Here is a 13916-nt window from a genome sequence, read left to right on the forward strand (position 1 = left end):
CTCTTTGTCTTTTCTTGTATGTCAGCCGCAAGATATCGTCAGTGGACAGGCGGGGGGCAGGATGGCGTCATTACGCTAAAACATCTTTAATCACGGTGCCGTGCACGTCGGTCAGGCGGCGTTCGAGGCCGTTGTGGTAGAAGGTCAGCCGCTCGTGATCGAGGCCGAGTAGATGTAAGATCGTCGCGTGAAAATCATGCACGGTGGCGACGTTTTCGACCGCTTTATAGCCGAACTCATCGGTAGCACCATAGGTAAACGGTGCTTTGACGCCGGCGCCTGCCATCCAGCAGGTGAAACCTTCCGGGTTATGATCGCGACCGCTGGCTCCTTTCTGGAAGGTGGGCATGCGACCGAATTCGGTACACCAGACAACCAACGTGTCTTCGAGCAAACCGCGTTGTTTCATATCTTTAATGAGCGCAGCCGTCGGCTGATCGAGAACCGGACCATGCACATTGTACTGATCGGCGATTTTTTTATGCCCGTCCCAGTTACTGACCCCTTCTCCACCGGTCTGATAGGCGCCATTGAAAAGTTGCACGAAACGCACGCCCTTCTCGATGAGCCGCCGCGCCAAGAGACAATTCTTCGCGTAAGATGCTTTGAGTTGATTTTTGGTATCATCAATGCCGTACATGCTGAGTGTGGACGCTGACTCCTGGGAGAGGTCGCTGATTTCGGGAACGCTGAGCTGCATGCGGGCTGCCAGTTCGTAACTGGAAATGCGGGCCGCCAGTTCGGTATCACCGGGGAAGCGTTCAAGATGTTGTGCGTTCAGACGCTGCAGGTAATTGCGGGTGGCTCGATCGGTTTTGGAAGCAATCGCAGACGGGCGATCTAAATTGCGGATCGGTTGCGCTGCGTTGAAATCGGTTCCCTGAAAGGCCGCCGGCAGAAATCCCGGGCCCCAGTTATTCACCGAAGCCTGAGGTGTGCCCCGCGGATCGGGAATCGCCACGTAAGCGGGGAGATTGCTGTTCTCACTCCCTAGCGCGTAACTGGTCCAGGCGCCCATGCTGGGAAAGCCGTCGAGGGTGAAACCGGTTGACATATAATTTTCCCCCGGCCCGTGCGTGTTGGTTTTGCCTTTGATGGAATGTAAAAAGCAGATGTCGTCTGCCAGTGCGCCTAAATGGGGAACGAGATCAGAGATCATTTTCCCCGATTCGCCGCGCGGTTTGAACTTCCAGGGGCTCTGCGTGAGATTCCCCTGCTGCCCCTGAAAGGTCACGAGCTTGTCGCCGCCGGGCAGCGGCTTGCCGTTCATTTTGATTAAGGCCGGTTTGTAATCGAACGTATCGATATGGCTGCAGGCACCCGAGCAGAAAATTACCAGTACGTTTTTCGCAGCCGCCGGGAAATGGGTGTCGCGCGGGGCGAACGGGTTGCCGGCGTCGATCTGTGGCCGAATCGGCGCTTTTCCGCCGACCGTGCGGCCTGGATCTTTGCTGGCTGCCAGGAGTTGATGTTCTGCCAGCATGGCCGAAAGGGCGATGCTGCTGAGACCGGTGGCGGTCTGATTCAGAAAACTTCGGCGGTTCAACAGATGTCGACTGGCGGGAAGTCGGGAGTTTGATGCGCTCATGATCGTGACTCGTTTTATGTTCGTTGATTTCGTTCGGGTTATTGAATAAACAGTAATTCATTGCTATTCAACAGCGCCCGGCAAAAGGCGGGAAGCTGGTACTGATTGATAAACGCGATGGCTTCGGCCTGTTCGGTTTGCGTGGGCGGACGAGAGAAACAAAGCTCAAATGCACGGTTCACTTGTGCGGGCAGATCGTGCGGTTTTTCAGTCTCGAGTCGTTTTGAGAACAGGTCTGCCTGTTGCAGCAGAAACGTGCTGTTAAACAGATTCAATGCCTGCAGAGGCGTGGTCGAACGGCTGCGTTTGGCGACGGTGGTGGCGGCATCGGGGCAGTCGAACAGACCAAACACGGAATCCTGTTCCATGCGGACTTTGGTCATATAAATCATGCGTCGCCAGTCTTCGGGGCCGTACGTTTTTTTTGGGTGATAATGTCGCACGTTCTCGGCGTCGACTTCGAACGCGCTGAAACCGGGCCCCCCCTGTTTGAGATCAAGCACACCGGTGACGGAGAGAATGGAATCGCGAATCGGTTCCGCTTCCAGTCGTCGCGGCGGAAAACGCCACCAGTATTGAGAAGCCGCATCAATCTGATTCGCCTGCGGATTCGGTTTGCCCGACTGCTGATAGGTGGCCGAATTCAAAATCAGACTGTGAATGTGCTTTAAAGACCAGTCGTGTGCCATCAGTTCCTGCGCGAGCCAGTCGAGCAGTTCGGGATGCGTGGGAGCGACGCCGCCGGCACCGAAATCGCTGGGCGTTGTCACCAGTCCCTGACCGAAATGAAACTGCCAGATGCGGTTGACTATCACGCGGGCCGTAAGCGGATTCTTCGGTGATGCAACCCATTCGGCCAGACGTTTTCTGCGTTCGCGTTCGGGCGTGTCTGCCTGGAGGTTCAGTTTCGTGAAGATCTCCGGGGCGTCGGGCAGGACCTGTTCCCGTTTGGCCAGCGGTTCTCCCCGATAAAGACGATGCGTGGGGCCGGGCTGCGAAAACTGTCCCGCATAAACGGTTGGCGTCGACTGAATCAGAGCCAGTTTATGTTCCGCTGCTATCAGCTCTGCAAGCAGTTTCTCACCGGCTTTGGCCTGCTCGGGGGGAAGATGATCAAAGCGGTAGGCGACGGTTGCCGATTTTAATGTCGACGCTGGTAAGGAAAGCGGCAGCCGATCACTGGAGCTGGCGATAGTTTCCCAGTCTTTACCATTGAGGGAAGCTTCGATCACATAATCCACGGCCAGACGGTCGGCATATTTTCCTTCACGATCGCGGGCCCACTCGATCCGATCGATGAGAGTCGGCTGTGCCAGTTCGATCTGGACCCAGCCTTTGCCGATTTCGTTGGAAATCCAACTGTGAGCGTTGCCATATTTCCCGTCGTTGACATGTTTGAGTTGATGAATCGGGTAACCGGGCAGTGCGCTGGAGCAGGTGGCGACGCTTCCCGCCTGTGCCAGCGCGACATTCACACCTGACGAAAATATTTCCAGTTCATCCAGACAAGGGTGTCCGCCGTTGGTGACTTGTACAGTAAACCGCACGAACTTCGTTTCGGTGGGAGTGATCCGCTCGATATTCTGTGTCGCCTGCACGGGCTGACGAAATGCCGGTTTTTCCGGGCTTTGGCTCAACGGTGACTGAACCACGGCTTCCAGCAGAACCAGATCAGCGGTCACGGCAGAACCGGTATTGCCACCGATCAATAACAGACTTGCATGCTCGTCCAGTGTAAAATTCCCCGCATGGTAAAAGCCGCTCCAGAGTGCTTTTCGTGCGGAAGGATCGGAGCCATCTGCAAATTTTTTCTGATCTACCAGAGCCACCTGCTCCCAGTCGTCGGTAGTTTCCGGGTTGCCATCGCGGTCGAGTACATAACGTGCGTCGGAAGAATGCGTCTCAAAACCGCAGCCCCAGGAAAGCCAGATGCGATACTCGCCTTGAACGCCGGGCTTCCAGGCGAATACCGGCTTGCCGGGCTGATTTTTCCACCAGCTGTATTTGCCGCCACTCACGTTGGGCGAATAAGCATCGCTGCCGGGATCATTCTGTTCGCCGCGTGCGGTGCCGGCCGGATTCGTCCCCTGCCCTGCCAGCGGTTGCAGTATCTGTACTTGCGCTGGCTCGTCCTCTTTGCTCATCATCGACGGTTCATCGTCGATGAAAACAAACTGGCGGGAGTTTGATTTCGGGAGAAATTTTTCAAGGTCGGATTTCAGCTTCGCAACTTCCGCCTGCCTGCGTTTCACTTCTTTCAGTTGTGATTCCGGAACGGGCAGACGACGGTCACCATGTTTCACACCGGCGAAAATCGCCTGCAGGGAATAGTAATCGGTCTGAGTGATCGGATCGAACTTATGATTGTGACATCGAGCACAGCCAATCGTCAGACCGAGAAATGCGGTCCCGGTCGTGTTGATCATGTCGTCCAGTTCGTTCTGCCGCTGCATTAACGTCAGATTGATATCCGGGCTTTTGACCAGATCGTAGGGGCCTGCGACAAGGTATCCGGTTCCGAGCGGATTGCCAAAACTGTCGCCGGCAATCTGTTCTCTGATAAACAGATCGTAGGGTTTATCTTCGTTGAAAGACCGGATCACATAATCGCGGTACGGCCAGGCGTTGGGGCGCTCGCGGTTCGTTTCGAAGCCATGCGTTTCTGCAAAGCGAACCAGATCGAGCCAGTGACGGGCCCAGCGTTCCCCAAAATGCGGGCTGTCCAGTGTAGTCTGGACCAGTTTCTGATATGCATCGGGAGAATCATCTTTGAGAAACTGTTGCACCTCTGCGGGCGTGGGGGGCAAACCGAGCACATCGAGAAAGAGCCGACGGATCAGGGTGCGACGATCGGCGGTCGGGTTGTGCGTCAACTGCTTCGCATGAAGTTTCTGTAACACAAACGCGTCCACGCCGTTGATGATCCAGTCATCCCTGAGATCGGGGGGAGTGACTTTCTTCAAAGGCTGAAACGACCAGTGGTCGGTCGACTGCGTTTCCTGTTTCACCACACCATGCGGACCGGGCCACGGTGCGCCCTGATCAATCCACATCTCCAGCAGATGAATCTGTGTTTCTGAAAGACGATCCTGTTCATCGGGGGGCATCACGTGCCCGGCTTCTGCACCCCGCACCAGTTTGATTAAATGACTCTGCGCGCTCTGTCCCGAAATCATCGCCGGTTCACCCGATTCGCCGCCGCGCAGCAAGCCGGATTTCTTATCCAGTCGAAACTTGCTTTCCTGCGTGTTTTCATCATGGCATTCAAAACATTTCGTCTGCAAGAGCGGCAGGATCTGTTTTTCAAAGTCGATCATTTTCTTCGACGGTAGTTCTTCTCCGAAGGCGTAAGCTGTGAAGAAGCATGATGTCAAAAACAGGTACGTGAGCGAGCGCGTCATCATAATGAACGTTTCGTGTTATGTTGAAGTTGGCAACCGGTTGAGTGTCGAATTTAAAAAATTGATCTCTTCGTGAAGACTTATTTCTTCAAATCAAAGTCAAACTTATTCTCTCCGTCGGCGTTCACTGCGGCAGTGAGTCCTGATTTTTTCAGGTCTGCATATTTTTCAGGGATGGCTGATTTCTGTTCTGCATAGATGTCATCCTGTTTTTTGGAATCGGAGGCGAGCTTGGAAATGATCACGGTATGTTTTCCCGGAATCGCCCCGTCGGCGGCCTCAAATGTTCTTAAAATAAAATGGCCACTCGCATCTGTAAAACCGGAAGCAGGACGTCCGCTTTCCGGGATAAATGAAACACTGGCACCTTCCAACGGTTGGTTCTCGAATGTGACTGTACCTTCTGCTTTTGCCGTTGACGGTCTGTCTGCACCGGACCCGCATCCCGCAGACAGGATCAGCGTTCCCAGTATAACAAAGTGAGGGATCATGGACTTAGGCATTTTTTTCTCCAAATGGAATAAGGCGAACGAGTGCTGCCATTGAACGGCAAGCAGGCTGATTGAAAAATTCGTATTACGGAAACGAAATCAAAGGGGGAATCATTAGAATTCACCCACTGGCTGACCGTCGCGCCGATCTCCCAGTCTCTGGTACGTGACCATATCGATGTTTTCACTCAAAAAACGTGCCGATCCATCACAGAGCAGAAAATGCGCCCCGCCAACATGTTTTGACTTAAAACCCTGGCTGTTGCCCCATTGTCCGGTGAACCAGTTGGGCGTTCCGCTGGCGGCGCCCGGACTGTCTTCACAGGTATCGAAGTTGATGGCGACGCCCGTACCCGTATACATACTATTCACGTGCATCCAGCCATTGCGAACATGATCAGAACACTCCGGACGGACTTCTCCAAGCGCGATCGTATTGGTTGTTCCATCGGTGATATCATGGATCCGCGCCGCCCAGGACATGTGGCCAATCACACCTGAAATTTCTCGTGGATTCATTGTGTCTGCGCGGGTCACTGGCCCATGTCCAAAATAATTATTGTGTGTTCCCCCCGGAGTATTCTGCTGACTGCCCATACTAGCCGAATAGTTTGAAACCGCGCGTTTTTGCCCGTTCGTTGTTCCATCAACGCTCATGCCATTCGTCCAAAATCCTTCATGGGTGTCACTCGGACAGATAAATGCAGGGATCTCAACCGTATAGGCATATTGACCACCGGCAGTCTGTGCCTGATGGGAAGGATCTAAATTAAAGTCCAATACGTTATAGAGTGTGGACTGTTCCAGAAAAGGGAGCAATTGCACTAACCAGCTGCCGCCATGATCCGAATTAATGGAGCTCCAGGTCTTGTTCGTGTGAATGGTACAGGGAAACCGTTTATGGGTTTCATGATAATTGTGCAGCGCGATTCCCAATTGCTTTAAATTATTCTTACAGGTGCTGCGCCGCGCGGCTTCCCGGGCCTGTTGCACGGCAGGCAACAGCAGGGCAATCAAAATCGCAATAATTGCGATCACGACGAGCAACTCGATCAGTGTAAAGCCGACCCGCGTTTGTTTTTGCATCATTTTTCTCCGAGTGATAAGTAATGAAATGATTTCTGTCTGAATTTAATAGAATGCTGAAATAACAGGGGTTCGAGAGCAAATTCAACGAAATCGAAGCGGCCTCTGATCCAGGATTCCGGGCTCAAAAACATTAAGAGAATTCATCAATTAAAAATGAATCCGTTCAGTAAGTCAACGATAGTCTATTATTTGCAATAATTATATATAATACTACTTTATTAAATAATCCCCGCTTCACCTCCTTTGACCAGACAAAACGGTTTTCAAGCACGGAAATTTTTCGATTTCAAATAAAGAGACGAATACCTGTGCGGTTTTCCGGGGTTAGTTTCATTATCAAATGCTGTCGCTACTATTTCTTGATGAGCTGCCCGAATTTAACCGACGTACTCTGGAAGTCTTGAGACAGCCTCTAGAAGGAGGGGAAGTGACGATCTCCCGCGCGATTGGCAGTGTCACTTTTCCTGCAAATCTGATGTTGATTTCCGCGATGAATCCCTGTCCGTGCGGATATCTTTCTGACCCGCGGCGTAAATGCTCCTGTAATCCGATGCAGATTGAACGCTACCTTTCCAAAATCAGTGGTCCATTACTGGATCGGATCGATATTCACATTGAAGTTCCCCCCGTCCCTTTTCGCGAACTTTCGAATCAATCATCGGGAACGAACAGTGCAACCATGCGAGAACAGGTGCTTGCCGCCCGGGAGATCCAGGCGCGCCGTTTTCAGAATGAATCGACGTCGCATAATGGTCGAATGACGCCGCGTCAATTGAGAAAATATAGTCTGCTCGCTTCCGATGCAGAGGCTCTATTGAAATCGGCGATGGAAGAAATGGGGCTTTCCGCGCGTGCGCACGATAAGATTTTACGCATCAGTCGCACGATTGCCGACCTGGATCAGTGCGACGATATCACAGCAGCGCACGTGAGTGAAGCCATCAATTATCGCACACTCGACCGGCAATTCTGGTCATGAAGTGCGACAATCATGCATGCGTATCAGCGGAAACCGTCAGATGATTTTCGGGTTCTGCAAGTCGAGCGATCGTCTCCATCAATTTTCTTTTATCAACGGGTTTGGTTGCGTAGGCATTACAGCCGGCTTCAAGACATTTTTCCATGTCATTTTTCATCGCATGAGCGGTTAATGCAATGATCGGTCCGGTATAACCGTCGTCGCGTAATTTTCTGGTTGCGGTGTAACCGTCCATCACAGGCATCTGCATATCCATCAGAACAAAATCATATGGTTGTTCTGATTCTAATGCCGCCATCGCCTGTTCATAACCAATTTTACCATTGTCGGCGAGATCAACTTTCATGCCTTCTTTTTTAAGCAGAAACGAGATGAGGCGCTGGTTGTCCAGACCGTCTTCCACGATCAGAACCCGACTTGAAGAAATGCCGCTGTTCGATTTGACGGATTTCTCCTGATTGACTTCAGTGGAAACTTTTTTGATAGAGCTCACGTCCAGTTGCAGAAGTCGTATGCCTTCCAGAGAGCCCGTGCTGACAGAGATTGTGAACGTGGTCCCCTCGCCGATGGCGCTGATCACTTGGATTTTACCGCCGAGCATTGCGACCAGGCGTTTCGTAATCGCCAGTCCCAGTCCGGTACCACCGTATTTCCTGGTTGTAGAGTTGTCGGCTTGTGTAAAAGGCTGATAGATTTGCGTGAGAGCTTCTTTAGAAATACCGATTCCGGTATCAATGACTTCAAATTGAAGTTGCGATGGTCCATTTTCAGAATGGATGGTTTTGATTCGAAGTTCAACAGATCCGGTTTCTGTAAATTTGATTGCGTTTCCGAGCAGATTAATCAAGATCTGTCGCAGACGTGTCGGATCAGAGATAATGGTCTCCGGTATCGGATTTTCAAAAGAGATCTTTAATTTGAGTCCGTTTGAGTCCGCTTTGACCTGCATGAGCGCTGCGATATCGCTCACGATTTCCTGCACGTTGATGCGGACGAGTTCCAGTTCCATTTTCCGGGCTTCGATTTTTGACAAATCGAGAATATCATTGATGACGCCGATGAGATACTCACCGTTTCGCTTTACAATATTGGCAGATTCGATATCGTCCTGATTCTTAAGATGACTCAGGAGGATATCAGTGAACCCCAGAATGGCCGTCATCGGCGTACGGATTTCATGACTCATATTTGCCAGAAATTCACTTTTGGCTTCGTTTGCAGCTTCAGCTCTTTTGCGTGCTTCGTTCAATGAGCGTTCATATTCTTTTCGTTGGCTGATATCCTGAATAATGCCGGTGAAAATTTCCCGATCTGCCAATACGACAGAACTGACAGCGAGTTCCGCTGGAAATGTGGAACCATCTTTCCGTTGCGCAACGATTTCCTGTCTGGCGCCAATGGCTCTCATCAGTTGTGGATTGAGTTCTCCCTCAGAATATTCATATCGAATTTTCTGATGCAATGGAGGGATTAAGAGATTGATATTGTTTCCTATGACTTCGTGATTGAGATAACCAAATAAATGCTCTGCACCCAGATTGAATTCTTCAATTTTTCCTTTCGGGCTGATTGTGATAATCGCATCCATCACGTTATCCATGATAGATCGATATCGCAGCTCGCGATCTTTGACATCAGATAGCAATATTTCCTGTGCATCCAGAACCCGGTTGTATTGATGACCGACGATACCTGCCTCCGTGAAGTTGTCAACGGCAGCTCGTAAAGCATTATCCCCTTTTTCATGGGCGATCATTGTCTCCAGCAGACTGTGTAATTCAGTGGAAGCTCCGTGCTCAGCTACATTCAGTCCGACTTTTTCGTCTTCTGCCGAAACACGAATCGGATTGAATCGATTCAACAGAGACATGAAAATCCAGATACATCCAAAACTCCAGATAAAACAGACCACAACACCTAACGCTTGAATTCCCAATTGATGAATACGGGTCACACCGTTTTGAAATACGGCGGTATCCGCAAAAATCGCGACAGCCAATGTTCCCCAGACTCCGGCAAACCCATGTACGGGAATTGCCCCTACGACGTCATCCACTTTGTATCGGTTTTCCAGAAGATGCAGAGAGGCCAGCATGACTGCACCGGCAATCGTTCCAATGAGAATCGCACTGGGATACGATACCGCGTTACAAGACGCCGTGATGGCGACGAGTCCTGCCAGTGAACCATTGAAAATCTTTTCAACAGAGATTTCCCTTGAAGTTACTAATTCCCATGTTAGGGCAAACAAGCCTCCTGCAATACCGGCGAGGATTGTGTTCAAAAGTATGGAGGGCACTTCTCCGTTCAATGCAAGTGTGCTGCCTCCGTTAAAGCCAAACCATCCAAACCAGAGTAAGAAAAATCCCAGTGCTGCTAACGGCAGATTACTCGATGAGAATCGTGTCTGATTTGAATTGTCTGAATAACGTCCCTTGCGTGGGCCAAGAATCAGAACTGCAGCAAGGGCGGACCAGGCTCCCACGGAATGCACAACAGTCGAACCTGCAAAGTCAATAAAACCCAGCTTTCCTAACCATCCCGAGGGATCACCGGAATCATATTTTGCCCAGGCCCAGTGGCCAAATATGGGGTAAGCGATCGCGCCAATCCCGCATGCCAGGAAAATGTAAGATCGAAAGCGCATCCGTTCTGCAACGGCTCCGGAGGAAATCGTCATCGCCGTACTGCAGAAGACAAGCTGAAACAGAAATACGACGGTAGGCCAGTGTTCCGGGCTGGAGTCTTCGAATGCAAAGTGGGATGTTCCAATCAATCCATGAAAAGAACTGCCAAACATTAATCCATAACCGAACAGCCAGAAAATCAAAGCGCCGATAAAAAAGTCGACCACATTCTTGGTGGCCACATTAATGCTGTTTTTTGATCTGGACAGGCCAGATTCAAGGCAGCAAAAACCGGCCTGCATCAAGAAAACCAGGCTGGTACAGGTAAGTACCCAAATCGTGTTGGTTGTTAACTCATAGGACATTATGAGGGGTCTTTAATGGATTTCTGGGCAACCACAAAGCGCTTGTGTGATCGTATGAATTTATAAGGAAGATTTTTAAAACTCTACGTTGGTTTTGGCGACAGTCAAAAAATATTGAGTCAAATCCCTCTTTTAGTTTCCCTGAATGTTTAGCATATTCGCTACAATCGGCGTGAAGCGTTGACAAACGGATGCTCTTGAGAGACCTCGATCAAAAGTTCAATTCAATATCAAAATTGTAAAAAGCGCGCAAAAGGGTCTGCATTGAGATGGGCTGTCGTCGAGAGAATTGACTCAGCGTTTTCAGGGAGTCGCTGCTTCCAGTGATAGCGGATTTGGTTTCTCAACCGGTGGAAATTTCCCGGGGGCGTTCTCGCGGTACCATTGCTTGAGCACCTGCAGCCACTGTTCTGCTGTTTTGACGGCGATAAAGGCATCGCGGACGGCTGTTCGTTCTGGATGAAGTTCGGAATAAAAAATGCCGAACTTGCGCATGGTATTGCAGACTTTTTGCTCTCCATAAAATGCGCGGGCAATTTCAAAATGTTCGGTGATTACAGCGTGTTGCTCATGGATGTCGGGTGGGGAAATCGACTGACCTCTGAGTAAGTCAGCCGTCTGTTGAAAGATCCAGGGATTTCCGATCGCGCCCCGGGCAATTGAAACGCCATCGACGTGAGTGACGCGCAACATATCAAGACAGGCCTGCGGCGAAAACAGATCACCACTTCCGATGACGGTTCTTTCGCCGGCGTGCTGCTTGACTTTTTTGAGAAATTCCCAGTTGCTGGGGCCAACATATTTTTGATGCACGGTTCGTCCATGTACGGTGATGGCAGCCAGACCGCGTTCGTAGGCACCGTCAAAGATACGAAAGAAGTGGTCTTCTGATTCTGCAGTGTCATCAATGCCGCGCCTCATTTTTAACGTCACAGGGAGTTGATCGGGGACGGCATCGCGAACACGGGAAATGATTTCCAGGGCGACTTCAGGCTGACTCAAATGATAGCCACCGCGACAACGACTCATGACCTTTTTGACAGGACAGCCGAAGTTGATATCGATCACATGAAAGCCGGCATCTACCAGCCTTTGCGCAGCAGGCCCAAATTCTTCCGGTTCCGAACCCATCAGTTGACCGCCAACCGGAAACTCGTCCTGATGACAGTACATCATCGAGTTCTGTTTACCCTGTTTGGATTGTACGATCATCCGGTCAATCATGACTTCACAGAGGGTATATGCAGCCCCCAGTCTGGCAGCGATGACGCGCATCGGATAATCACTGTAACCGCTCAGCGCCGCTTGATACAGCGGAGATTTCAATTCATAGGGGCCGAGTGAAACGGGCTGTAACTGCTTGACTGACATAATGGTGATGGATTTATTCTATATAATATATTAATGAGAAATCAGCCCGGGAACTGTGCCAGTAACGCTCTGGTAATCTGGCCGGGATGCTCGTGGCTGCAAATGACGCTGCTGACAGCGCAACGTTGCGCGCCCACCTGTAATACCTGTTTCAAATTGTCTGCGTTGATACCGCCAATGGCAAACCAGGGCAGCCTGATTTCTGCTGCAACCTGTTTCACAAAATTCAGGCCCGCATATTCATGTTCGGCGAATGATTTTGTGGTGGTGGGAAACGTCGGTCCGACCCCCAGATAGTCGGCTCCGTCCAGTACTGCCTGCCGGGCTTGCTCGATGTTATGTGTGGAGACCCCGATCATGCGGCGTGGCCCGACAATTTGTCTGACTTCACGTACCGGCAACTCATCCTGACCGACGTGTACGCCATCGGCGTCTATGGCAATCGCGAGATCCGGACGATCATTCATGATCAGGATGGCGTCTGCTGCTCTCGTCCACTCGCGCACACGTTTTCCATGCTCCAGAAGTTGTCGATCTGTCATTTCTTTTTCGCGAATCTGTACGATGCCTACGCCGGCTGCCAGCGACTCACGAATCGCAGGCCCTGAGCCGTGATGGCACAAAGACTCAGATACCAGCAGGTAAAGCCGGCAATTTCCCAGTCTGCGTTGGTTATAGACACACGCCAGGATACTTTTTTCGAGAGTGTAGAGAGAATAACGCATCTGTTTGAAAATGGAAGCTGCTTCCACAGAAATCAATTTGCCAAACTCTTCCAGTGTGCGTGTTGCCTCCTGCACTCGTTTCAAATTTGCCTGCAACAGATGCTCTATCGATTGTCGATCAAATTCAGAAGTGGTGCTGATGCTGGTCCCGACATCGTTGAGAGTGTCGCGGCTGGCAATCAGAGATTCCTGTCCGATGAATTTGAGAGCGTCCACCAACTGGTGGCGGGTGGTTTTGAGAAGTCCCATCAAATGCGCATCGTCCAATGTGAAACGCAAATAATCTTCTATCACTCGCAGACCTTCCCGCAGACGGTTGGCAGCGGCATCGATGGTTCTCAAGGTATTTGTCTGGTCGCTGACGGTTGTGGAAACCGTACGAAATGCGAAATCCACATTAATCGGGGTTGTAGAATGGTCGTGACCTATATTAATGGAGTGTTCCAGAGATGCTGCAGACAGGCTTCCCTGAGCAGACAACCAGTCTGATTGACTGCCGGCGGTTGTCAGCAGCCCCCACAAAAGATGCTCACTTCCAATTTCGGTGGGAATCGCCGATTGGCTGGCCTGTTGTAACGCGCTGTTCAAAATCTCCCGCAATGAGGGAAACTGATGTAGCGCCTCTGAGAGCTCAAACGGCTGATCCGGGCTGGCCGCGGCTGTATTCATGGGTTCATCAGGTAGCCGAAGCTGAAACTCAGTCAGAATCGTTGCCAGTTCAATCTGGTGTGTCTGCAGTATTTCCGCTGCCCTCGATTCTTCACAGGCCAGTGCCGCCAGCAGATGAATGGCTTCCAGCTCTGATTCTGCTGAACTGCGCGCAATCATTGCCGCCTGTCTCAATGCGCGCTGGGCTCCCGCTGTCAGTAAATGTTGCATGAGGATTTGAATTTTTCTCGAAGTAGTAAAGGACAGATGAAATCATTCGTTACCATTTGCAGTAAACCGAGCACTAATAAATAGGGTAACCGATCAAAGGCTTATCTTGCTACATCGGGGCAGGGGTACTAGAATTGAAATTAGTGGTTTTGTGGATTGTGCCGAGTTTGTGGCTTTTGCAGGGTGGAGATTCCCTGTACTTTCCTGTATGAATCTGAGTGTGCGGCCGGGAACTGCCCCACCCTTTGGAATTCGGGATGTTAAAATGGGTAATATATTTTGGTAAGTGGTGGAGTTTCAGTGACTTCCTTTCACGTTCCTGGAGTACTTTTGGGAAATTCCTCGACGTTTTTGGGTGAGTAACGTATTATTCCTAGGAACCTTTCCTTTTCAAAGCAATT

General features: G+C 50.7%; 7 protein-coding genes and 1 pseudogene. 1 reads left to right on the plus strand and 7 read right to left on the minus strand.

Annotation, left to right across the window (positions count from 1 at the left end):
• Positions 1-70: 70 nt before the first annotated feature.
• The 4 genes from Q0294_RS14760 to Q0294_RS14775 all read right to left on the minus strand — a co-directional run bounded on the left by Q0294_RS14760 (position 71) and on the right by Q0294_RS14775 (position 6569).
• The gene (locus Q0294_RS14760) at positions 71-1588 is read right to left on the minus strand and encodes a DUF1501 domain-containing protein (protein ID WP_299466949.1); all 1518 of its coding nucleotides are present in this window, start codon (positions 1586-1588) and stop codon (positions 71-73) included.
• A 38-nt stretch (positions 1589-1626) separates the two neighbouring features.
• Entirely contained in the window at positions 1627-4905 is a 3279-nt protein-coding gene (locus Q0294_RS14765) for a DUF1553 domain-containing protein (RefSeq protein ID WP_299466952.1), read from the minus strand.
• Positions 4906-5069: 164 nt separating this feature from the next.
• Complete coding sequence (locus Q0294_RS14770; protein WP_299466956.1) at positions 5070-5492, minus strand: hypothetical protein; 423 nt, start codon at positions 5490-5492, stop codon at positions 5070-5072.
• A 102-nt stretch (positions 5493-5594) separates the two neighbouring features.
• Complete coding sequence (locus tag Q0294_RS14775; RefSeq protein WP_299466959.1) at positions 5595-6569, minus strand: DUF1559 domain-containing protein; 975 nt, start codon at positions 6567-6569, stop codon at positions 5595-5597.
• A gap of 349 nt (positions 6570-6918) precedes the next feature.
• Here Q0294_RS14775 and Q0294_RS14780 point away from each other — a divergent pair.
• Positions 6919-7548, plus strand: a pseudogene (locus tag Q0294_RS14780) (ATP-binding protein); the annotation flags it as partial.
• A 10-nt stretch (positions 7549-7558) separates the two neighbouring features.
• On the opposite strand, the gene amt reads toward Q0294_RS14780, so the two are convergent.
• From amt to Q0294_RS14795, 3 genes are all read right to left on the minus strand, one after another.
• Positions 7559-10540: an ammonium transporter gene (gene amt / locus Q0294_RS14785; RefSeq protein WP_299466965.1), complete on the minus strand. Its 2982-nt coding sequence runs from the start codon at positions 10538-10540 to the stop codon at positions 7559-7561.
• A gap of 303 nt (positions 10541-10843) precedes the next feature.
• A complete protein-coding gene (locus Q0294_RS14790) occupies positions 10844-11911 on the minus strand; it encodes a tRNA-dihydrouridine synthase (RefSeq protein ID WP_299466968.1) in 1068 nt (355 codons plus the stop codon).
• 41 nt (positions 11912-11952) lie between these two features.
• Positions 11953-13515: a thiamine phosphate synthase gene (locus tag Q0294_RS14795; RefSeq protein ID WP_299466971.1), complete on the minus strand. Its 1563-nt coding sequence runs from the start codon at positions 13513-13515 to the stop codon at positions 11953-11955.
• Positions 13516-13916 lie beyond the last annotated feature (401 nt).

Source organism: uncultured Gimesia sp. (assembly GCF_937919775.1).
Classification (GTDB): Bacteria; Planctomycetota; Planctomycetia; order Planctomycetales; family Planctomycetaceae; genus Gimesia.